The sequence below is a fragment of the Micromonospora sp. NPDC005979 genome (genome assembly GCF_040614415.1).
Lineage (GTDB): Bacteria > Actinomycetota > Actinomycetes > Mycobacteriales > Micromonosporaceae > Micromonospora.
Genome location: NZ_JBEXUR010000007.1, coordinates 154,491 through 175,252, shown reverse-complemented (window position 1 = coordinate 175,252; position 20,762 = coordinate 154,491). Strand labels below are relative to the sequence as shown.

Sequence of the window (20,762 nt, the reverse complement as noted above, 5' to 3'; positions counted from 1 at the left end):
TGGCGTGGGGCTGAGGATGTGCATGCGGTCTCCCGGGTCTTGGTGCTGACCTGGGTGCCAGGCCACGCTTGCACCGACGTCCCGCCGGTGCCTGGTCTTCACCCGGGGCACCCCACCGCGGAGGAGGGTTGCCGGCCAGCGAGCCGGGGCTTCGCGCTGGCGCTCATGACCTGCGCCGAGGTTAGCAGCAGGAACCGGTCGGTCGTCCAGCCGATATGACCACGCTCACCGGCACCGGCACCGGCACCGGCACCGGCACCGGCACCGGCCCGCGCTCGACGAGCCGGTCAACCGGCGTGCACGTGGGGTCGACGCGTCTGGTCCGGCTCCTGACGGCGCAGGATCTCCCGGGTCACCGAGGCGATCTCGCCCTGCCCGAACGCCAGGTAACGCAGCACGTTGCGGGCCGGGCCGCCCTCGGTCCACTCGAAGTAGATGTGGGGGCGGCGCGTGCTGCGGTCGCGGATCTCCAGCAGCAGCGCCGCCAGCGCGTTGGGCACCGAGGAGCTGGCCAGGCTGAGCACCGGGAAACGGTCGTGCGCCACGCTGCCGCGTACCAGCAACCCCGTCTCGAAGTCCGACGGATCGGTGACCCGGACCTCGACGAAGATCACGTCGCTGTCGTCGGGGAAGTCGTTGTCCGCCATGGTCTGGGCCAGCTTGTCGCGGTACTCCGCGAGGTCGCGGCGCTCCGGCTCGTGTGCGACCAGTCGGATGCGGCGTCCGGACCGCTCGTCGATCATCGCGCTCGCCAGCTCGTCGAGCTGCACGTGGTCGACCCGCAGCTCGAACGCCCGCATCACCCGCGACAGCGCCGACACCAGGATCATCGCGCCGATGAAACAGGCGGCGATCTTCACACCGTCGGGTCGTTCCACCACGTTCGCCACGGTGGTGTAGACGAACACCACCGCGATGATCCCGAACGCGACCGTGCGACCGCGCTGACGCCGTCGCCGCGCCGCGAGCGTCACGGCCGTCGCCGCCGAGGTGATCAACACCAGGACCCCGGTGGCGTACGCGCCGCCCTGCGCGTCGACGCTGGCGGAGAAAATGATCGTGATCAGGAACGCCACGCCGGTGAAGACCAGGACCAGCGGCCGGACCGCGCGGGCCCACGTCGGCGCCATGCCGTAGCGGGGCAGATACCGGGGTACGAGGTTGAGCAGCCCGGCCATCGCGGACGCCCCGGCGAACCAGAGGATCGCGATGGTGGAGAGGTCGTAGACGGTGCCGAACACTCCGCCGAGGTGCTGGTGGGCCAGGTAGGCCAGGGCCCGGCCGTTGGCGGCCCCGCCCGGCTGGAAGGCCTCGGGCGGGATCAGCACGGTGGTGGTCACGCTGCTCGTGATCAGGAAGACGCTCATCGTCGCGGCGGCGGTGGTGAGTAGCCGCCGCGCGCCCCGGATGCGGCCCAGCGGCCGGTCCTCCGAGTCCTTGCGGTCTCCACGGATGTGCGGCATCACCGCCACCCCGGTCTCGAAACCGGACAGGCCCAGCGCCAGCTTCGGGAACACGAGCAGGGACAGCGCGACGACCATCAGGGGATCCCCGTGTCCGGTGGTCAGGGCGGTCGTCCAGTCCCCGACCGCGCTGGGGTGACTCACCACCCGCCACAGCGCGTCGGCGATCACCACCGCGTTCAGCGTCAGGTAGACCGCGACCAGGGCGACGGCGATCCCGATGGCCTCGCCGAATCCCTTGAGGAACACCGCGCCGAGCAGCGCCACCAGCAGCAGCGTGACGGCGACCTCGTGACCCTTGAGGCCGCTGGGCAGGAACGGGTTCTCGTCGAGGTGGGCGGTCGCGTCGGCCGCGGACAGGGTGATGGTGATGATGAAGTCGGTGGCCGCGAAACCCAGCAGCACCAGCACGAACAGCTTGCCCGGCCAGTAGCTGAGCAGTCGTACGAGCATCGCGATCGAGCCCTCGCCGTGCGGGCTCTCCACCGCCACCCGTCGGTAGACGGGCAGCGCGCCCAGCAGTGTGACCAGCACCAGCACCAGGGTCGCCACCGGGGAGAGCGCCCCGGCGGCCAGAGCCGCGATCCCCGGCTGGTAGCCCAGCGTCGAGAAGTAGTCGACGCCGGTCAGGCACATCACCTTCCACCACGGGTGGTGCCGCTGCTCGGGTGGGCGGCCGCCCGGGCCCTGCGGCACGGGCTGCTGCGACTCGTCGGCGAGCAGCCAGCGCCGAACCCGGTCGGTCCGCCGGCCGGCACGCCTGTCCACCTCCACCGGCGTCACCCCCGTCCCGCCCATGGTCACCGCGAGTATCCGCCGTGTGGTCGACATCCGTCCGGCGGTGTGCGGAAACCGTTCGTCCGGAGCACCGGCCCCGGGCCTCGGGTTTCGGGTCGGAAGCACCGGGGAAGCAGCGCTCCCGTCCCGAACCCCGGGCCGGGCAGCGCCGGGAGGGGAGCGGGCTCGTGGTTGGTGGCCGCCGCTTCCGCCGGGGCGACGGCTTCGGCCGCCAGCTCGACGAGCACGAGGCCCGGGTCGGCGCCGTCCCGCCCGCGCAGCCGGGGAGCCCGTCCGCCGGCCGTCTGGTGGACAGCGCCGTCTACATCCGGGGACACCGGTTCGCCTCACCGGCCGGTCTCGCCGAGACGTACGCCTGCCTGCAGACGCAGGAGCACGCGATGGCCTGGATCGGGTTGTACCGGCCCGACATCGACCAGATCTCCTCGCTGGCGCGCGAGTTCCGTCTGCACGACCTGGCGGTGGAGGACGCGATCAACGCCCACCAGCGGCCCAAGCTGGAACGGTACGGGCACACCCTGTTCGTGGTGCTGCGCGCCGCCCGCTACGACGACCTGCGGGAGGAGGTGGAGTTCTCCGAGCTGCACCTGTTCATCGGGCCCGGTTTCGTGGTCACCGTCCGGCACGGGGAGGCGCCCGACCTGGCCGCGGTACGACGTCGCATGGAGGCCGACGCGCCGATGCTCGCCCGGGGTCCCGAGGCGGTGCTGTACGCGATCCTGGACCAGGTCGTCGACGGGTACGCGCCGGTGGTCGCCGGGTTGGAGAACGACATCGACGAGATCGAGACCCAGGTGTTCGGCGGTGACCCGAACGCCAGCCGGCGCATCTACGGGCTCAGCCGGGAGGTCATCGAGTTTCAACGGGCCGCCCGCCCACTGCTGGGCATGCTCGACTCCCTGGCGGCCGGCGCCGGCAGCTACGGCACCGACGAGGAGCTGCGCCGCTACCTGCGTGACGTCATCGACCACCTCACCCAGGTGGTGGAGCGGGTGGACGGGTTCCGGCACCTGCTGCAGAACATCCTCACCGTCAACGCCACCCTGGTGTCGCAGCAGCAGAACGAGGAGATGCGCAGCCTCACGGCGGCCAGCTACGCGCAGAACGAGGAGCTGAAGAAGGTCTCCTCGTGGGCCGCGATCCTGTTCGCCCCCACCCTGATCGGCACGGTGTACGGGATGAACTTCGTGCACATGCCCGAGTTGAACTGGCGCTTCGGCTACCTGTTCGCGCTCCTGCTCATGGTGCTGGTCTGCGGCACCCTCTACCTGGTCTTCAAGCGCCGCGGCTGGCTGTGAACGACGCTCACTCGATGCCGCGCAGGATGTGCCGCTCGTCCTCGAGGTCGTCGTCGCCGGCGCCGATGCGACCGAGCAGCACGGCGGCGGCCCAGATGGTCAGCGGGGTGGCGGCACCGGTCATGCCACCGCCGGTGCGGTCGTGCTTGGTCTGGCTCCGCTCGCTCCGCGGTGGCCTGCGCTGAGCCTGCATGGGCCCTGCCTCTCCTCGTCGAAGCCGTCGCGGGCGACGCGGTGTGCCCCGCGCGCCCGGCCGGGCGGCCCGCGCACGCGGGTCGCCACCGGTACGGCATCCACGTCGAACCATCCCACGATGGGCCGCGTCCGCACCCCCTGTTTTCGGTTTCCCGACTCAGGCCCGCCAAACCGGACAACTCGCCCGGCGGTCGGACCCGCTCAACGCAGCGGGTGGGCGATGTCGCGGGCGTGGTCGGTGAGCGCCGCGCCGACCACTGTCGCCGTCAGCGGCAGCACCTCCAGACAGCGGCGCACCGCGGCGGCCATCAGCGTGTTCGGCACCCGCATGGACAGCGTGCAGTGCGGCACCCAGCGCCCCGGCTGGTAGTGCTCGACCAGTCCGATGCCGGCGGCGGCGAGCCGGTCGTGCACCAGCCGGTGATGCGCCAGCAGCTCCGCCGTCGGCGTCGGACCGAGCCACAGCACCCGGCCGACGAACTGCCCGGCGTGCTGGAAGTCGAGGCGCAGCGGGGCCGCCACGACCGTTCCGCCCAGCGCCTCGGCGACCTGCTCGGGGTCGAAACGGGGCGCCACCGCGAGGGACACGTGCGGGCGGTGGCGCTGCTGGAGCAGCGAGCGCATGCTCTGCACACCCTCGGCCTCCAGGGCGTCCCACAGCACCCGGATCCGCCGCGTGGCGTCCGGGTCCAGATACAGCTCCAGCGCGGCGACCACGTGATCACGGTAGCGGCCGAGGTTCGGCCGTCGGTGGCCGGCGGTACGGTGATCCAAGACCGACCAGGAGGCGTACCCGTGGACGTGAGTGACCTGCTGACCGAGACGTACGACCGGCTGCCCGACCTCGTCCGCACGGCGGTCGACGGCCTCACGCCGGAGCAGCTGCGCTGGGCGCCCGCCGAGGGGGCCAACTCGATCGGCTGGCTCGTCTGGCACCTGACCCGCGTTCAGGACCACCACGTCGCCGACCTGCTCGACGCCGAGCAGATCTGGACCGGTGGCGACTGGGCCGGGCGGTTCGGCCTGGTCGCGGACCCGCACGACACCGGCTACGGTCACACGCCCGCCCAGGTCGCGGGGGTACGGCCGGAGAGCGCGCAGGCGCTCATCGACTACTTCGGCGCCGTCTCGGCGCGTACCCGATCGTTTCTCGCCGGGTTGCGCCCGGCGGACCTGGACCGCATCGTCGACGAGTCGTGGGACCCGCCGGTCAGCCTCGGCGTGCGGCTGGTCAGCATCGCCGACGACGACGCGCAGCATGCCGGCCAGGCCGCCTACGTCCGGGGCCTGCTCGAGCGCGGCTGACCCACGGCGTCCGCCGGGCTCACGGCACGATCACCGCTCGGCCTTCGAGCGTCCCGTCGCGCATCTGCCGGTACGCGTCGAGGGCGTCCTCCAACGCGAACGTGGTGACCTTCGGACGGACCAGGCCCCGCGCGCCGAGGTCCAGCACCTCCACCAACTCGGGCCGGCTCCCCCAGTAGGTGGTCGCGATGCTCACCTCGTACGGCACGGAGAAGAACGAGACTCCCAGGGTGCCGCCGCCGATGCCCACGATCGTCAGGTCACCGACGGTACGGGCCACCGCCGCGCCGAGCGTCAGGGTGGCGTCGCTGCCGACGAAGTCCAACACCACGTCGGCGCCCCGCCCGCCGGTGGCCCGCCGGATGTCCTCGGTGGCCTCGGGCCCCGGCGTCACCGTGTGGTCGGCGCCGCACTCCCGCGCCAGGTCCAGCGCCTCGGTACGGGTGTCCACGGCGACGACCCGGGCGGCCGTCGTCGCCTTGAGGATCTGCACGCCGACGTGTCCCAGTCCGCCGACGCCGATCACGACGGCGGTGCTGCCCGGCGGCAGTTTCGACCAGGACCGCCGGATGGCGTGGTACGGGGTGAGACCCGCGTCGGTCAACGGGGCGGCGTGCACCGGGTCGAGCCCGTCCGGCAGCGGCACGAGATGCCGCGCGTCGGGGACCAACTGGTACTCGGCCATCCCGCCGTCCAGGCCCAGCCCGCCACCTCCGCTCGGCACCGGCGCGCCGGCCGGGTCCTCGCAGTACGGGTCGATGCCGACGCGGCACCGGGCGCAGGTGCCGCACCCCCACGAGCCGAACACGGCCACGGGCTGCCCCACCGTCAACCCGGACACCCCGGCGCCGAGCGTGTGTACCCAGCCGGCGTTCTCGTGTCCGAGGGTGAACGGCGGATTCCACGGCATCGCGCCTGGCTCGAACTCGTCCATCAGGTGCAGATCCGAGTGGCAGGCGCCCGCGCCGCCGATCCGTACCACCACCTGACCCGGGCCGGGCGTCGGTTCGGCGACCTCGACCAGCTCCGGTGTCGACCGCCACTCCCGCAGCCGCAGCGCCCGCATGTCGACCCCTCCCGTCGCCGTCCTGGCGTCGGTGCCTCCCCACTGCACCGGGCATCAAACAAACCCGGCCCCCGACCCCGAGTCCTCTCGCGATCTTGCGGTTTCTGCTGTCGATTCGTGTTCTCTCGACCGATATGTCACCACCGAAAGTGCAAGATCGCGGGCGCGGGCGCGGGCGCGGGCGCGGGCGCGGGCGCGGGCGCGCGGGCGCGCGGGCGGGGGGCGGAGTTCGCGGGTTCACCCGATCCGGGTGAGGCCCGCTCACCCTGGCGGGAGGGACTCTGCGGGGATGCGGGAGGGGATGTGATGGGCATGACGGCGACGAGCTACCTGGAGCACCTGGACACGGGCCGGCCTTTCGCCCTGCCCGAGACGATGGCCGGGACGCTCCGGCTGGACCTGCGCGACGACGGGTACACCGAGCACTGGTACCTGACCGTGGCGGACCAGCACATCCGGGTCAGCCGCTCGGCCGACGACGCGGACCTGGTCGTCCGCGCGCCCCGTGCGGTCTTCGACGAGTTGGTCAACGGTGGCCTGCCCCCGGGCACGGCGCTGCTGCGCAACCAGCTGACCCTGCGGGGCGACATGCGGCTGCTGCTGGTGCTGCGGCGTGTCCTGCCAGGGCCGCGGGGCGCCCGGCACCCGCGTGAGCTGGGGCGGGCCGCGTTGGCCCGGCGGAGCGCGCCGGCCGGGCGGGCGGCGACCGGCGGGCCGGACGGCCGGCCATGAAACAGGAGCTCGTGCACGTCCTCGCCGGCAACGTGTTCGCTATCAGCGACGCACAGGGTGACGTCGAGGTGGATCCACAGGCGCCCGTCGGGCTCTTCGCGTTCGACACGCGCTTCCTCTCGCACTGGGTGCTGACGGTCGACGGCGAGCGGATCAACGCCCTCTCCCGGGACGACATGACGTACTTCGAGACCCGGTTCTTCCTGGTGCCCGGCGCCGCGAGCCACTACGTCGACGCCGACCTGTCGATCATCCGGCACCGCTCGATCCACGAGTGCTTCCACGAGAAGATCACCGTGCTGAACCACTCGCCGGAGCCCGCCGAGCTGACCCTACGGATGGAGATGGGCAGCGACTTCGCCGACATCACCGAGATCGGGAACCTGCGGCGGCGGGACGTACGGGTCGACGTCGACTCCGCGCGCCGACGGCTCACCCTGCGCTACGAGCGGCAGCGGTTCGTCCGCGAGACGACGGTCACCAGCACCGCCGCGGTCGACGTCGACGAGGGCGGGATGACGTTCCGGATCCGCATCCCCCCGCACGGGCGGTGGGAGACCGACCTGCACGTCGTCCTGACCGTCGTCGGGGAGGGCGGCCAGGACATGCGCGCCAGCCTCCACGCGCACCAGCGGGCCGTCCGCACCGGGATGCGGGAGGACCTGGCGGCCTGGCTGGACCGTGCGCCGCAATTGGTGGCCGAGCGCGGGGGCCTGGAGGAGATGTACCGGGGGAGCCTCGCCGACCTGGCCGCGCTGCGCTACCGGCCATTGTCGACCGCCGAGCGCGTGCCGGTCGCCGGCCTCCCGTGGTCGATGGCCTTCCTGGGGCGGGACAGCATCATCACCTGCCTGGAGACGCTGGCGTTCACCCCGGAGTTGACGCCGGCCACGCTGCGGATGCTGGCCCTGTTGCAGGGCGGGCACCTCGACGACGAACGCGAGGAGGAGCCCGGCAAGATCGTCTCCGAGCTCCGGTACGGCGAGTCGAGCGTCTTCGGCGAACGACCGAGCGCGGTGTACTACGCCGCCGCGGACATCACCCCGTTGTTCGTCGTGCTGATCGACGAGTACGAGCGCTGGTCCGGTGACGCCCAGCTCGTCCGCGAGCTGCGCCAGCCGGCCCGGATGGCGCTGGACTGGATCGACGAGTACGGCGACATGACCGGTGACGGCTACGTGCGCTACCAGCGCCGCAACGAACGCGTCGGCGCGGTCAACCAGTCCTGGAAGGACTCCTCGGACGCGATCATCGACGCGCAGGGGCGGCTGCCCGAGTTCCCCCGCGCCACCTGCGAGTTGCAGGGTTACGCGTACGACGCGAAGCGGCGCGGCGCCCGGCTGGCCCGCGAGTTCTGGGGCGAACCGGAGTACGCCGACCGTCTCGACCGGGAGGCCGCCGCGCTCAAGGAGCGGTTCAACCGGGACTTCTGGCTGCCGCACCGGGAGTACTACGCGCTGGCGCTGGACCCGTACGGCGAACCGGTCGACGCCCTGTCGTCGAACATCGGGCACCTGCTGTGGAGCGGGATCGTCGCGGACGATCGGGCCGAGGCGGTCGCCGAGCACCTCCTGGGGCCCCAGCTCTTCAACGGCTGGGGTGTGCGGACGTACGCCGCCGGTCAGCGCCCGTACAACCCGGTGGGGTCGCACCTGGGGGCGGTGTGGCCGTCGGACAACGCCCTGATCGCCGCCGGGCTGCGGCACTACCGGTTCGACGCCCACGCGGCCCGGATCGCGAACGGCATCTTCGACCTGGCCCAGACGCTGGGCGGGGCGGTACCCGAGTTGATCGCCGGCTACGAGCGGAGTCTGACGAAGTATCCGGTCCAGTTGCCCTCGGCCGGGCGCCCGCAGTCGTGGTCCTCGGGAGCTCTGCTGATGTTGCTCGGCACCCTGCTGGGTCTGCGGCCGACCGGTGAGGACCTGCTGGTCAGGCCCGCTCTGCCGGCGGGATTCGGCCGTGTCGACCTGCTCGGCGTTCCCGGGCGTTGGGGCCGTACCGACGCGTACGCCGGCGAGCGCTCCTTCCAGCCGGTCAGGCCCCGGACGTCCCCGTTCCGGTCCTGAGATCGGCAGCCGTCGTGTCCTCCTGCGCGGGCGCCTTCCGCTGGGCCGGGGGAGACGGGTGGCGTTGCGCCTGGACCTGGCGGAAGCCCTGCACGGCGCTGCCCAGACCGGCCAGCTCGCCGGGCCGGGCAGCGGCGCGGGCCGCCGTCAGCAGCAGCCCGACCGGATGCGAGCCGGCCGACTCGTCGACGGGAAGACCGCCGAGCAGCAGCTCGGCGGTCTCGCCGTCCATCCGGTCCGCGTTCATCTCGTGTCCCTCAGCGCCGCCCTGTCGGGCGATGTCACATCCGCTCGCGCGGAGGATCGAGGAACACGACGTGAACGCGGGCCGGTGACCGCCGGATTACGGGTCAGCCCATGGTCTTCGCCCCGTCGATCGCCTCCCGGAGGATGTCGGCGTGCCCGGCGTGCTGGGACGTCTCGGCGATCAGGTGCAGCAGGACCCGCCGCACCGTCCAACTCGCGCCCGGCTCGAACCAGGGCGCCTGCGGTAGCGGGTGCGCCGCGTCCAGGTCGAGGGTGGCGATCAGCTCGTCGGTGTGGGCGGCCACCGCCTGGAACCGCTCGACCAGCCCGGCCAGGGTCTCGCCCGGTGCCATCTGGAACTGGCCGACCCAGTCCATCTCGGCCCGCTGCATCTCCTCCGCGCCCCCCACGGCGAACAGCATCCAGCGCTCCTCGGTGCTCGCGACGTGCTTGATCAGCCCGCCGGGGCAGAGCTCGCTCACGGTGCTGCGGGTGGCGGCCTGCTCGTCGGTCAGACCGTCGACGGTCTGCAGGAGGAAGCCCCGGTGCCGGCGCAGCGTCTGCAACAGGTCGGCCCGTTCCCCGGTGAGCTGCGCGGTGCTGGTCATGGTGTCGCCCTCTCCTCGAAGTCCGTCAGCCCGCAGCCTAGGACCGGGGACCGACACTTCCCGGTCGGACACGACGAGGGCATCGGGCGTCAGCGGTTGCCGATCGGGGTGCGGGACTGTCCACTGAATGACATGGGTGTCATCAAGGTGGGCACGTCGTCCTGGGCGGACCAGTCGCTGCTGCGCTCCGGCTGGTATCCCCGTTCGGCCAACACGCCGGCCGGCCGGCTGGCCTTCTACGCGGGCCGGTTCCCGCTGGTCGAGGTGGACACCTCCTACTACGCCGTCCCGGTCCCGGAGACGACACAGGGCTGGGTCGACGCCACGCCCGACGACTTCACCTTCGACGTCAAGGCGTTCAGCCTCTTCACCGGGCATCCGACGCCGGTGGCCGCGTTGCCGCGCGACCTGCGGCCGGCCGCCGGCCCCGGCCGGGTCCGCCGCCGTGACCTGCCCGAGCAGGCGTACGAGGAGCTGTGGGTCCGCTTCCGGGAGGCGCTGGCCCCGATCGCGGCCGCCGACAAGTTGGGCGCGGTCCTCCTGCAGTTCCCGCCCTGGCTGGCCCGTGGCGCCGCCGCCGAACGGCGCATCGTGGAACTGGCGCAGCGGTGCCGGCCGTGGCGCGTGGCGGTGGAGCTGCGGCACGGGTCCTGGTTCGACGGCGCGGCCACGACCGCGACCCTGGACCTGCTGCGCGCGCACGACCTCTCACTGGTCTGCGTGGACATGCCGCAGGGGCACCCGTCGTCGGTGCCGCCGATCCTGGCGCGTACGGCCGAGCCGGCGATCGTCCGTTTCCACGGCCACAGCGACGCGTGGCGCGACGGCGACAAGCAGGACAAGTTCCGCTACGCGTACGCCGAGCAGGAGCTACGCGCCTGGGCGGAACGGCTGGCCGGATTGGCCGAGGACGTCGACGACCTACACGTCCTGTTCAACAACTGCTGCGCCGGGCAGGCCCAGCGGGACGCGACCCGGCTGGCGCAGCTGCTCGCCGAGACGATGCTCGGCGACACACCGGTGCCCGTCGGGTCGCGTCGGACGTCCGACGGTCCGGCCGTCGCGGCGTCGCCCGGCTGACCGGCGGCCGTCGGGGCACACGCACGGGGTCGCTGTTTCAGGAGCGGCGACCCCGGCTGCGCAGCGCGTCCTGGGACCGCTCGGTGACCTCCGCCTCGTCGGGGAACGTCCGCCCGCTGGGCGCGGGATCGGGCGGCGCGCCCGGCCCCGCCATCGTGGTGCGGGTGGGCTCGACCGAGCCGAAGCCGTGCCGTCCGGCCGGGCCGCCCTGCCCGTCCGGCAAGCCCGCCCGCCGTTCACCGCGCCGCCCCTCGGGCACCGCCGTCTCCTCGCTGCCCTCGTCCATCGGGGAGTCGTCGCCCGCACCCCAGGGCGCGTCGGCGTCGAAGCCGTCGCTGGTTCCCCACGGGTTGGTCGCCTCCGGTTCGAGCCGGTCACCGCCGCGTCCCTCGTGTGCCGTCATGGCCACCTCTTCGGTCGGTCCGCCTGTCGACGGACGGGTTGCCCCTCCCGGTCCTGTGCACCGGACGTGGGCGCGGGGTGGGCCGGTGCCGGTGCGACCCGTGCCCACCCCGAAGTGCCGTTCGGCGCAGGGCCGGCCGGCGTCCCGCCGTCGACGGTCCGGCGGGGCCCCGGCCGGCCCGACGCTCAGCGTCCGGCCATCGCCATCTGGCGCTTGCCGCCGACGCTCATGCCGATCTTCGCCAGGCCCATCGGGGCGCTGCGCATCCCGCCGGCGCGGCTCATGATGCCCCGCAGCACCTGACCGGGCTTCTGCTGCTCACCCATGTACGCGGTGACCACGACCAGCGATCCGGTCAGCGCCGGGATCGCCCACTGGAGCAGCTTCATCTGCCGCTGCGAGGAGGCGACGCTGGCCGGTGTCTGGTGGTTGGGCTCGGTGGCGCCGCTCACCGGCGGTCCGCCCGCCTTCTCCAACCGCATACCGACGAACCGGCTGTAGCCGGTGACGGCCAGCGCGCCGATCGTCAGCGCCGTCTTGATGGCGCTGGCCCGGCCCACTCCACGCTGGGCCGCCACCCGCGGGCTCTCGGTGACCAGTTCGCCGACCGCGCCGGCGAGGTGCGCGCCGATCGCGGCCGCGTTGACCGGTGTCCACTTGGACCATCCGGCCGAGGCGACCGGGAGCCGCTGGGTCGAGTCGTTGATCTTCGCTGCCGCGCCGTTGACGCCGAAGGCACCCATGAGGGAGCCGCCGAACCAGGCCGCCAGACCCAGATCGTGCATCGAGCGCAGTGCGGTGTGTCGTTCGGACATGTGATCCCCTTCCGCCGTGTCGGGCGACGCGGCTTACCCGTCGCCCGGACGGCTAACCCCGTCGTCCGCCGGTCGATCCCCCGCGACGGGGACATCCGGGCTTCGGGGGACCGAACCGTCTTCGGGAGGAGTCGTCGGCGCGGCGGTGGGTAGGTCAGGCGGACGCCGACGGAGAGGGGAACGGCATGTCGCAGCCGGACGAGGTCCGCGAGAAGACCCCCAAGACCGACGCGGTGCTCATGCACCCGGACAACGATCCGCACCGCACCACCGCCGAGGTCGCGCCGCGCAAGGACCACGCGCCGATCGAGGTGGAGCGCGACGGCGAACGGACGCCGGTGGAGCAGGAGGACTGAGTCGACACGACGGAGGCCCCGTCGGATGACGGGGCCTCCGGTGGCGAGACCGGTCAGGAGACCGAGATCGCCCCGTTGCTCGCGCGGACACACGACACCGCGCGGGCGGCGGTGACGGCGGCGCCGGCGAGGCACTGGCCGAGCACCTGGTGTCCGGTGGCGTTGGGGTGCCACGACTCCTGGCACGTCTGGAAGTAGCTGACGCAGGTGTTGGCGATCCGTTGAATGGCGATCTTGTCCTTACCGGCGAGGCTGGTCACGAAGGTGCCCGTCGCGCCGTCCTGCAACCGGATCGGGGTGGCCAGCGCGCCGGCCGGGCTGGACGTCGACTCACACAGCCGCGCACCGTCGAAGGCCCGCTGCACGTTCAGGTAGACCAGGTCGTCGTTGGGGAACTCGGCGGCCAGGGTGTCCCGGGTGGACTTCACGATGCCACCGAGACCCTGGGAGAAGCGGTGCCCGGGGGCGAGGCTGGCCAGGTGGATCGGGCAACCGGCCGCGTACCGCTCGGCGCCGAGGTCACGGAACTTGTCCCGGGTGTCGTCGCGGCCGTCCTCCTCGTAGAACGCCGGGTTGAGATCGAGAGGCAGCGGGTTGGTGTAGTCCTGGAACACCACCCGGTGCTGCCCGTCCGCGTCCACCTGGTCGAGGGTGGTCAGGATCTGCCGTACGGCGGCGGTGGTCTCCGCGGTCGCGGCGCTGAGCTGCGCGGCGGTGGCCAGGTCGGCGTCGCTGCACGGCTTCTGCTCCACCGGCCCGTTCAGGTACGCCCAGAACTCCCACCAGCCGGTCCAGGCGTCGGCGATGAACCGGTTGGCGCAGGTCTCCGCGACGCTGCCGAAGGTGAACGAGCTGTTGTTGGAACCGAGGCCGATCAGTACCAGGTCGATGTCCTGGGTCTGCGCGACGGCACGGAGCTGGTCGAGCTGCGCCGAGACCGTACGACCGTTGGTCCGGGCCTGGGAGGCGGTCGCGATGTCGTGCGGCTGGCCGCCGGAGCAGGCCAGGTTGAACCGGTTCTGGATGCCCGGCAGGTTCGCCTGGTTCAGCGAGGCGTTGGCCGACCGGTGGCAGAAGAACGCGTTGTTGTTCGGGGCGGTCCAGCCGGGGAAGCCCTGGGTGACCCCGTTCGCGTCGACCACCGGGGTGTACGCGCCGGCGCCCTCCCCGCTGATGAAGCTGTCGCCGAGTGCCACGGCGGCGGTGGGCAGCGCGGCGGTCGCGGGGGCGGGCAGCGCGATGGCGGTCGACAGCGCGGCTGTGACGATCGTGAGTGCCGCGGCGAGCGCGGTACGGCGGAACCTGGGCATGGGGCCCCCATCCATCGAAAGATGAAAGATTCTCTGAGAGCGCGATCAGATCACTCCTGTGCAACGGGCGTCAATGGCCCGTAACAGAATCTTTCGACGATCGACACGTGGATGTCGGCGCAGCGGTGTGCGCCCACTGTGGATGGGGGATGAACGCCGGACCGTCGACTACGTCAGGGGTGACGCCGGCCGCGCACGGCCGCGCCGAGCGCGTTCAGACCAACACCCCAGATCAGGAGTACGCAGAGCCACTGCGCCCACCGCAACACGCTCATCTCCCCGGAGAGCAGGTTGCGGACACTGCCGAACGGGGTGAGCCACGGCTGCGCCGGACGCAGCGCGCCGACGGCCTCCAACAGCCCGAACAGGCCCAGCGGGAGGACGATCGTGGCGAGGAACGCGACCACCCGCGAGCGCAGCAGCAGACCGAGCCCGGTGCCGACCAGACCGGCGACCACCTGCACCAGCACGCTGCCCACCGCGACCGTGCCGGCGTGCCGCCACGGGTCGGCCGGCCCGTCGGCCGGGCCCAGCGCCAGCGTCGCGGCGCAGATCACCACACCGGCCACCCCGATCACGACGGCCGGCAGCAGCACTCCGAGCGCCGTCGGGACGACACCGGCGGACTCCCGGCGCGGATCGTGCACGAGCAGGATGCCGAACAGTGGCGTCGCCACCGACATCAGACTCTGGACCGCACCCGAGAGGTCGACGAACGTCCGATCGGCGGGCGCCGCGGTCGCGACGAGCGCCACGGCGGTGAGCAGCCCCGCCAGGAGGGTGCCCGCGAGCAGCCAACGCCGGGCACGCGTACCGACTGAGCGCCGCAGGGCATCGCGTGTCGTGTCGTCCACCCCGACCGCCTCCCCGCGTCCGTCGTCCCCGCAAGTGAGGAATCGTACCGACGTGGGTATCTCTGCGTGGTCCCCTGCTCACCGTGCGGCTGTTCGGTGGCTCACGTTCGTCGGGTCGAGCACGGCGGGTCGCGTAGGTCCTCCGGGAGTTGTCTCAGTCTCGGGCTAGGCTCGCTGCGGCGCGCGCCGGCCGACCGACAGTTGGGACGCCGCACCACACCGCCGAGACCGGGGAGTACGACCAGTTGACCGCAGAGCCTGACACCCTGTACGGGGCCGATGACCTCACCCACCTTGAGGGGCTGGACGCCGTTCGCAAGCGTCCCGGCATGTACATCGGTTCCACCGACAGCCGTGGCGTGGGTCACCTCGTCAACGAGATCCTCGACAACTCCACCGACGAGGGCGTCGCCGGTCACGCCAGCCACGTCGAGGTGATCCTGCACCCCGACGGCTCGGTCCAGGTCGACGACGACGGCCGGGGCATCCCCACCGACGTGCACGCCAAGTCCGGCATCTCCGGCGTCGAGTTGGTGCTGACCCGCCTGCACGCGGGTGGCAAGTTCGGCGGCTCCGGCTACAAGACCTCCGGCGGCCTGCACGGCGTGGGCGCCTCCGCCGTCAACGCGCTGTCCCGTCGTTTCGACGTCACCGTCCGCCGGGCCGGCAAGGTGCACTCGATGTCCTTCCGGCACGGCGTACCCGGGATCTTCGACGGCGCCGGGCCGGACGCGCCCTTCACCGCCGGTCCGGGCCTGCAGGTGACCGGGGCGATGAAGCGCGGCCAGCGCACCGGCACCTCCATCCGCTGGTGGCACGACGCGCGCTACTTCGAGACCGGCGCGGCGCTGGACGTCGACGCGGTCCGGATGAAGCTGCGCAACACCGCGTTCCTGGTCCCGGGCGTGACGTACCTGCTGCGCGATGCGACCGGTGAGGCGCCCGTCGAGGAGCGGTTCCACTACCCCAACGGGCTCAGCGACATGGTCGAGTTCCTCGCCCCGGCCGGTGACCGCCCGGTCTCCGGCATTCTGCTGGTCAACGGCGAGGGGACGTACCGGGAGAACGCCGCCGACGCCAACGGCGTCATGCAGTCCAACGTGCAGCGGCGCGCCGAGGTCGAGGTGGCGTTCCGGTGGGGCACCGGCTACGAGCGCACCGTCGAGTGCTTCACCAACACCATCCGCAACGCCCACGGCGGCACCCACCGCAAGGGCTTCGAACGGGCCCTGGTGCGCACCCTCGCCGACGCCGTCCGCAACACCCGCGGCCTGCTCAAGGCCAAGGAGGAGCCGCCCACCCTGGACGACGTCCTGGAGGGGATGACCGCCGTGGTGCACGTGCGGATCCCCGAGCCGCAGTTCACCTCCCAGACCAAGGACGAGCTGTCCACCACCGGCATCACCAAGGTCATCCAGAGCCTGGTGGACGCGCACGTCAAGTCCTGGCTGGAGGACCGCCGCACCAAGGCCGAGGCGCGCGTCGTCCTCCAGAAGATCGTCGACGCGGCACGGGTGCGGCTCACCCAGAAGCAGCAGAAGGACGCCGCCCGGCGCAAGACCGCCCTGGAGGGCGCGTCCATGCCGCCGAAGCTGGTCGACTGCCGCGCGACCGGCATCGACCGCAGCGAGCTGTTCATCGTGGAGGGGGACAGCGCCCTCGGCACGAGCAGAATGGCCCGTTCGTCGGAATATCAGGCATTGCTGCCGATCCGCGGCAAGATCCTCAACGTGCAGAAGGCCAACCTCCAGCAGGTTCTGGACAATGCCGAGTGCGCCGCGATCGTCCAGGTGCTCGGTGCGGGTTCGGGGCGGACGTTCGACCTGTCCGCGCTGCGCTACGGCCGCGTACTGATCATGGCCGACGCCGACGTGGACGGCGCGCACATCCGTACGCTGCTGATCACCCTGTTCGCCCGCTACATGCGGCCGTTGATCGAGGCCGGCCGGCTCTACGCCGCGATGCCGCCCCTGCACAAGGTCACCACCAAGGGGCGGAACCCGCAGACCGTCTACACCTACACCCAGGCCGAGATGGAGACGACGGTCCGCAAGCTGGAGAAGGCCGGCAAGCAGATCGTCACGCCCATCCCGCGCTTCAAGGGCCTCGGTGAGATGGACGCCGACGAGTTGTGGGACACCACGATGAACCCGGCCACCCGGGCGGTCCGCCGGATCACCCTCGACGACGTGGACGCCGCCGAGCGCATCCTCGAACTGCTGATGGGCGAGAAGGTCGAGCCGCGCCGCAACTGGCTGATCGACTCCGCCGACCGGGTCGACCGGGAAGCGATCGACGCATGAGCCGACGTTTCATTCGAGTGGAGAGCTGAGTCATGGCACGGCGCAAGGAAAACAAGGTCGACCTCTCCTCGTTCGACCAGGCCGGCGCGCGGGTCTTCGACAATCCGCTGGTCACCGAGGTCTCCGACTCCTATCTGGAGTACGCCTTCTCGGTCATCCACTCCCGCGCCCTGCCGGACGCCCGCGACGGCCTCAAGCCCGTGCACCGTCGGATCCTCTGGTCCATGTACGAGCAGGGCTACCGCCCCGACCGAGGGCACGTGAAGTCGGCCCGCATCGTGGGCGACTGTTTCGTCGCTGGCACTCTGGTCTCCACGCCGGATGGCCTTCGGCCAATCGAGGAGATCGAGGTCGGTGACCTTGTGCTGGATGACAAAGGCATGTCGGTCCCGGTTACCACCGTCTATCGAAACCCGACGTCTGACCTCGTTCGCGTCACCTGGAGCAATGGGCACACGATGCTCGTCACTCCGGGCCAGCGCTTCCGAGTGGTCGCAGAAGATCTCTCGGTGCAGTGGGTTGAAGCCCGGGATCTTGCGGGTCGCCTTGCGCTTTCCTACGGCAGCCGCCGCCATGAGGTGTCGACACACCCTGGCGATGTCTACGACTACGTGCGCGGGCTACTGGTAGCCGAGGGCTTCCCGGCCGATCGGAACCGCGCAGCGGACGGCCGGGTCCGGATCCACATGTGCGACATCGAACCGCTCGATGTCGCACACGGCTGGGCTATCGCCAGTGGGGTGAACGTCTCCCGAGGAAAGCGTGAGGCTGCGAATCCCGGTCACCGTGATCAGCACATCCTGACGTTCAGCCGCCACGAAGGGCTGTTGGAGGCCACCGAGCCGCTCAGCCGCAACAAGCACGTACCGCGCGACATCGTCAGTAGCCGGTCAGCGTGGGTGCCGTTTCTTGCCGGCTTCTTCGATGGCGACGGTTACGTCCGCAAGCGTTTCCGAGAGATGGTCTTCGTCAGCACCAGCAAACTACTGGTACGGCAGATCTACGCCATGCTCGCCGATCTGGGGCTGCACGGGCACTACTGGACCAGCGGTCATCGTTCTGATGGACACCCGCTCCACGGCCTTTCCATATCTGGGCGAGACGCCGCCGTCCTCGCTCGGATGCTGCTGCCATGGGTCCGAATTGGCTACAAGCAGGATGGCCTGCAACGAGTTGCCAACATCGACTACCAGTACAGCGGCAAGCAGGGCGATGACCGGTTGCCATACGGCCCGGTGATGGCGGAATTCACGGCAGCGCACCAGGGTGGCGGCTGGTTCCGCGATCAGGCCGGACAGGCGTTTCGCGCCTCGCTCTCGCCGAGCGGTGGACCGAAGGTGCGGTACGGCAAGGACCGCAACGGCATTCCGCTTGCCGAGCGGTCGTTCCAGTTGGAGCGGGCGGTCCGGGACGGCTGGATCCAGAAACTCCACCGGCTCGACTCGCCGCTCGCTGCCCGGCTGGACGCGCTGGTCGGTAGCGCGTTTCTGCGGGTCACCTCGGTCGAAGCGGTGTCGCCCGACGTGACGTACGACATCCAGGTGGGCAGTGACGACCACGCCTTCGTCGCCGAGGGCTACGTGGTCCACAACTGCATGGGTAAGTACCATCCGCACGGCGACACGGCGATCTACGACGCGATGGTCCGCCTCGCGCAGGACTTCTCGCTCAACGTGCCGCTGATCGACGGGCACGGTAATTTTGGATCTCCAGACGACGGCCCGGCTGCGAGCCGTTACACCGAAGCGCGGATGTCCCGCGAGGCGATGCTGCTCGTCGGTGAGCTGGGCGAGGACACGGTCGACGTCGAGCCCAACTACGACGGATCGTTGACGCAGCCGACCGTACTCCCGGCGGCCTTTCCCAACCTGCTGGTCAACGGCGCGTCCGGGATCGCGGTCGGGATGGCCACCAACATGATCCCGCACAACCTCGCCGAGGTCGTCTCGGCGGCCCGTTGGCTGATCAACCACCCGGACGCCACCCTGGACAAGCTGATGGAGTTCGTCCCCGGGCCCGACCTGCCCAGCGGTGGCGTGCTGCTCGGCCTCGACGAGGTGCGCCGGGCGTACGAGACCGGGCGCGGCGTGGTGCGGATGCGCGGCAAGGTGGAGATCGGCCCGATCGAGGGCAGCCGGGGCCGCCAGGCCATCACCGTGGTCGAGCTGCCCTACGGCGTCGGCGCGGAGAAGGTCATCGCGGCGATCACCAACGAGGTCACCAAGACCAAGCGGCTGACCGGCATCGCGGACGTCAAGGACCTCACCGACCGGGAGAGCGGCACCCGCCTCGTGGTCGAGTGCAAGGTGGGCGTCAACCCGCAGGCGCTCCTCGCCGACCTGTACCGGTTGACCCCGTTGGAGCAGTCCTTCGGCGTCAACAACCTCGTGCTGGTCGACGGCCAGCCCCGTACCCTCGGATTGAAGGCCCTGTTGGAGGTCTTCCTCGCCCACCGGTACGAGGTCGTCACCCGGCGCAGCTCCTACCGTCGCCGCAAGCGCGAGGAGCGCCTCCACCTGGTCGACGGTCTGCTGATCGCGCTGCTCGACATCGACCGGGTGGTCCGTCTGATCCGTGGCAGCGACGACGCGCAGGCGGCCAAGGACGGGCTGATGAGCCAGTTCGGCCTCTCTGACATCCAGGCCACCTACATCCTGGACACGCCGCTGCGTCGGCTCACGAAATTCGACCGGATCGAGCTGGAGGCCGAGCAGGAGCGGCTGCGCTCCGAGATCGCCGAGCTGTCCACGATCCTCGACGACGAGCGGGTGCTCAAGAAGCTGGTCTCCGACGAGTTGGCGGCCGTGGTCAAGCAGTTCGGCACCGAACGACGTACGACGCTCGTCGACGGTGACCTGAAGGAGGTGCTGGCGGCGTCCGTGCCGGCCGGCCCGCTGGAGGTAGCGGACGACCCGTGCCAGGTGATCCTCTCGGCGACCGGGCTGGTCGCCCGGACCGCGGCCGAGTCGGAGGAGAGCGCCGAGGGGCGTCGGCGCAACGGCCGGGTCAAGCACGACACGGTACGCGCCATCGTGCACTCCACGGCCCGTGGCCGGGTGCTGCTGGTCACGAGCGCGGGTCGCGCCTTCAAGATCGACGTACTGCCGCTGCCGGTGCTGCCCGAGCAGGCCGGCACGGTGTCGCTGCGCGGCGGCATGTCCGCGGCCGAGCTGGTGCCGCTGGAGGCGGGGGAGACCGTCGTCGGTCTGGCCCCGCTCGGCGGCGCTGCCGACGGCTCACCCGGGCTGGCGCTGGGCACCCGGCAGGGCGTGGTCAAGATCTGCGCCCCGGAGTGGCCGGTGCGTTCCGACGAGTTCGAGGTGATCGGCCTGCGGGACGGTGACGAGGTGGTCGGGGCGACCTGGCTGACCAGCGACACCGAGACGCTGACGTTCGTGACCTCGGAGGCGTCGTTGCTGCGCTTCGCGGCCGGACTGGTCCGCCCGCAGGGCCTCAAGGGCGGTGGCATGTCCGGCATCAACCTGCCGGCCGGGGCGCGCGTGGTCTTCTTCGGCGCGGTACGCACCGACGATCCGGGTCACGGCGAGCCGATGGTGGTCACCTCCACCGGAGCGACGGTCAAGGTCACGCCGTTCCAGGCGTACCCGGCGAAGGGCCGGGCGACCGGCGGCGTGCGTGCCCACCGCTTCCTCAAGGGTGAGACGGACGTCGCCGTGGCCTGGGTCGGGCCGCGCCCGGTCGGCGCGACCGCCACCGGCGAGCCGGTCGAACTGCCGGCGGCCGACCCCCGCCGCGACGGCAGCGGCTTCGCCGTGATGCTCGGCCCAACGGTAGTAGGCCACCTAATCGAACGCGACTAACCCCCGCCCCCGGATCCCCCTCCGGGCTCCCCTGCCTCCT

At 71.4% G+C, this 20,762-nt stretch carries 18 protein-coding genes, 2 pseudogenes and 1 riboswitch; of the genes and pseudogenes, 10 read left to right on the top strand and 10 right to left on the bottom strand.

Annotated features, from left to right (window positions below; genetic code table 11):
* Window positions 1-59: 59 nt before the first annotated feature.
* Window positions 60-171, bottom strand: a riboswitch (SAM riboswitch).
* A 116-nt stretch (window positions 172-287) separates the two neighbouring features.
* A complete protein-coding gene (locus ABZ272_RS14245; RefSeq protein ID WP_355050366.1) occupies window positions 288-2,294 on the bottom strand; it encodes an amino acid transporter in 2,007 nt (668 codons plus the stop codon).
* Between the two features lie 134 nt (window positions 2,295-2,428).
* Here ABZ272_RS14245 and corA point away from each other — a divergent pair, with 134 nt between their 5' ends.
* A complete protein-coding gene (gene corA, locus ABZ272_RS14240; protein ID WP_355050365.1) occupies window positions 2,429-3,559 on the top strand; it encodes a magnesium/cobalt transporter CorA in 1,131 nt (376 codons plus the stop codon).
* 7 nt (window positions 3,560-3,566) lie between these two features.
* On the opposite strand, the gene ABZ272_RS14235 is transcribed toward corA, so the two are convergent.
* Window positions 3,567-3,752, bottom strand: a complete 186-nt coding sequence (locus tag ABZ272_RS14235; RefSeq protein WP_355050364.1) for a hypothetical protein — start codon at window positions 3,750-3,752, stop codon at window positions 3,567-3,569.
* A 203-nt stretch (window positions 3,753-3,955) separates the two neighbouring features.
* Window positions 3,956-4,471, bottom strand: a complete 516-nt coding sequence (locus tag ABZ272_RS14230) for a 2'-5' RNA ligase family protein (protein WP_355050363.1) — start codon at window positions 4,469-4,471, stop codon at window positions 3,956-3,958.
* 78 nt (window positions 4,472-4,549) lie between these two features.
* On the opposite strand from ABZ272_RS14230, the gene ABZ272_RS14225 reads away from it, so the two are divergent.
* Window positions 4,550-5,059: a DinB family protein gene (locus ABZ272_RS14225; protein ID WP_355050362.1), complete on the top strand. Its 510-nt coding sequence runs from the start codon at window positions 4,550-4,552 to the stop codon at window positions 5,057-5,059.
* A gap of 19 nt (window positions 5,060-5,078) precedes the next feature.
* Here ABZ272_RS14225 and ABZ272_RS14220 read toward each other — a convergent pair whose 3' ends face one another.
* Window positions 5,079-6,125: an NAD(P)-dependent alcohol dehydrogenase gene (locus ABZ272_RS14220; RefSeq protein ID WP_355050361.1), complete on the bottom strand. Its 1,047-nt coding sequence runs from the start codon at window positions 6,123-6,125 to the stop codon at window positions 5,079-5,081.
* Window positions 6,126-6,431: 306 nt separating this feature from the next.
* Between ABZ272_RS14220 and ABZ272_RS14215 the strand changes: the two genes are divergently transcribed.
* Together ABZ272_RS14215 and ABZ272_RS14210 are read left to right on the top strand one after the other, a co-directional pair.
* Entirely contained in the window at window positions 6,432-6,857 is a 426-nt protein-coding gene (locus ABZ272_RS14215; RefSeq protein WP_355050360.1) for an SCP2 sterol-binding domain-containing protein, read from the top strand.
* Entirely contained in the window at window positions 6,854-8,926 is a 2,073-nt protein-coding gene (locus ABZ272_RS14210) for a glycogen debranching N-terminal domain-containing protein (protein WP_355050359.1), read from the top strand. Before ABZ272_RS14215 ends, ABZ272_RS14210 begins: the two co-directional genes overlap by 4 nt.
* Here ABZ272_RS14210 and ABZ272_RS14205 read toward each other — a convergent pair.
* A complete protein-coding gene (locus tag ABZ272_RS14205; RefSeq protein ID WP_355050358.1) occupies window positions 8,895-9,173 on the bottom strand; it encodes a hypothetical protein in 279 nt (92 codons plus the stop codon). The genes ABZ272_RS14210 and ABZ272_RS14205 overlap by 32 nt on opposite strands.
* 103 nt (window positions 9,174-9,276) lie before the next feature.
* Complete coding sequence (locus ABZ272_RS14200) at window positions 9,277-9,780, bottom strand: DinB family protein (protein ID WP_355050357.1); 504 nt, start codon at window positions 9,778-9,780, stop codon at window positions 9,277-9,279.
* A gap of 132 nt (window positions 9,781-9,912) precedes the next feature.
* Between ABZ272_RS14200 and ABZ272_RS14195 the strand changes: the two genes are divergently transcribed.
* Entirely contained in the window at window positions 9,913-10,860 is a 948-nt protein-coding gene (locus ABZ272_RS14195; protein WP_355050356.1) for a DUF72 domain-containing protein, read from the top strand.
* A gap of 37 nt (window positions 10,861-10,897) precedes the next feature.
* Here ABZ272_RS14195 and ABZ272_RS14190 read toward each other — a convergent pair whose 3' ends face one another.
* Together ABZ272_RS14190 and ABZ272_RS14185 are read right to left on the bottom strand one after the other, a co-directional pair.
* On the bottom strand, window positions 10,898-11,263 hold the full coding sequence (locus ABZ272_RS14190; RefSeq protein ID WP_355050355.1) for a hypothetical protein: 366 nt from the start codon (window positions 11,261-11,263) through the stop codon (window positions 10,898-10,900).
* Between the two features lie 185 nt (window positions 11,264-11,448).
* Window positions 11,449-12,078 (bottom strand): hypothetical protein, encoded by a 630-nt coding sequence (locus ABZ272_RS14185; RefSeq protein ID WP_355050354.1) that lies wholly within the window; start codon window positions 12,076-12,078, stop codon window positions 11,449-11,451.
* A 185-nt stretch (window positions 12,079-12,263) separates the two neighbouring features.
* On the opposite strand from ABZ272_RS14185, the gene ABZ272_RS14180 reads away from it, so the two are divergent.
* Window positions 12,264-12,434 (top strand): hypothetical protein, encoded by a 171-nt coding sequence (locus tag ABZ272_RS14180; RefSeq protein WP_355050353.1) that lies wholly within the window; start codon window positions 12,264-12,266, stop codon window positions 12,432-12,434.
* A 53-nt stretch (window positions 12,435-12,487) separates the two neighbouring features.
* Here ABZ272_RS14180 and ABZ272_RS14175 read toward each other — a convergent pair whose 3' ends face one another.
* Window positions 12,488-13,744, bottom strand: a complete 1,257-nt coding sequence (locus tag ABZ272_RS14175) for a hypothetical protein (protein ID WP_355050352.1) — start codon at window positions 13,742-13,744, stop codon at window positions 12,488-12,490.
* A gap of 173 nt (window positions 13,745-13,917) precedes the next feature.
* Window positions 13,918-14,598: a hypothetical protein gene (locus tag ABZ272_RS14170; protein ID WP_355050351.1), complete on the bottom strand. Its 681-nt coding sequence runs from the start codon at window positions 14,596-14,598 to the stop codon at window positions 13,918-13,920.
* A 245-nt stretch (window positions 14,599-14,843) separates the two neighbouring features.
* Here ABZ272_RS14170 and ABZ272_RS14165 point away from each other — a divergent pair, with 245 nt between their 5' ends.
* The 4 genes and pseudogenes from ABZ272_RS14165 (at window position 14,844) to ABZ272_RS14150 (ending at window position 20,722) form a co-directional block, all read left to right on the top strand.
* On the top strand, window positions 14,844-16,901 hold the full coding sequence (locus ABZ272_RS14165; RefSeq protein ID WP_355050350.1) for a DNA topoisomerase IV subunit B: 2,058 nt from the start codon (window positions 14,844-14,846) through the stop codon (window positions 16,899-16,901).
* A 32-nt stretch (window positions 16,902-16,933) separates the two neighbouring features.
* Window positions 16,934-17,188 (top strand): annotated as a pseudogene (locus tag ABZ272_RS14160) (DNA gyrase subunit A); the annotation flags it as partial.
* Window positions 17,162-17,995, top strand: a pseudogene (locus ABZ272_RS14155) (LAGLIDADG family homing endonuclease); the annotation flags it as partial. The pseudogenes ABZ272_RS14160 and ABZ272_RS14155, both read left to right, overlap by 27 nt.
* A 27-nt stretch (window positions 17,996-18,022) precedes the next feature.
* A complete protein-coding gene (locus tag ABZ272_RS14150; RefSeq protein ID WP_355050501.1) occupies window positions 18,023-20,722 on the top strand; it encodes a DNA topoisomerase (ATP-hydrolyzing) in 2,700 nt (899 codons plus the stop codon).
* Window positions 20,723-20,762: the final 40 nt, after the last annotated feature.

Excerpts from the sequence above, each read along its gene's own strand:
- ABZ272_RS14220 (WP_355050361.1), bottom strand. The coding sequence starts at position 6,125 with ATGCGGGCGCTGCGGCTGCGGGAGTGGCGGTCGACACCGGAGCTGGTC.
- ABZ272_RS14180 (WP_355050353.1), top strand. The coding sequence starts at position 12,264 with ATGTCGCAGCCGGACGAGGTCCGCGAGAAGACCCCCAAGACCGACGCG.
- ABZ272_RS14245 (WP_355050366.1), bottom strand. The coding sequence starts at position 2,294 with ATGTCGACCACACGGCGGATACTCGCGGTGACCATGGGCGGGACGGGG.
- ABZ272_RS14190 (WP_355050355.1), bottom strand. The coding sequence starts at position 11,263 with ATGACGGCACACGAGGGACGCGGCGGTGACCGGCTCGAACCGGAGGCG.
- ABZ272_RS14200 (WP_355050357.1), bottom strand. The coding sequence starts at position 9,780 with ATGACCAGCACCGCGCAGCTCACCGGGGAACGGGCCGACCTGTTGCAG.
- ABZ272_RS14185 (WP_355050354.1), bottom strand. The coding sequence starts at position 12,078 with ATGTCCGAACGACACACCGCACTGCGCTCGATGCACGATCTGGGTCTG.
- ABZ272_RS14215 (WP_355050360.1), top strand. The coding sequence starts at position 6,432 with ATGGGCATGACGGCGACGAGCTACCTGGAGCACCTGGACACGGGCCGG.
- ABZ272_RS14205 (WP_355050358.1), bottom strand. The coding sequence starts at position 9,173 with ATGAACGCGGACCGGATGGACGGCGAGACCGCCGAGCTGCTGCTCGGC.
- ABZ272_RS14195 (WP_355050356.1), top strand. The coding sequence starts at position 9,913 with ATGGGTGTCATCAAGGTGGGCACGTCGTCCTGGGCGGACCAGTCGCTG.
- ABZ272_RS14210 (WP_355050359.1), top strand. The coding sequence starts at position 6,854 with ATGAAACAGGAGCTCGTGCACGTCCTCGCCGGCAACGTGTTCGCTATC.
- ABZ272_RS14175 (WP_355050352.1), bottom strand. The coding sequence starts at position 13,744 with ATGCCCAGGTTCCGCCGTACCGCGCTCGCCGCGGCACTCACGATCGTC.
- ABZ272_RS14150 (WP_355050501.1), top strand. The coding sequence starts at position 18,023 with ATGCTGCTGCCATGGGTCCGAATTGGCTACAAGCAGGATGGCCTGCAA.
- ABZ272_RS14235 (WP_355050364.1), bottom strand. The coding sequence starts at position 3,752 with ATGCAGGCTCAGCGCAGGCCACCGCGGAGCGAGCGGAGCCAGACCAAG.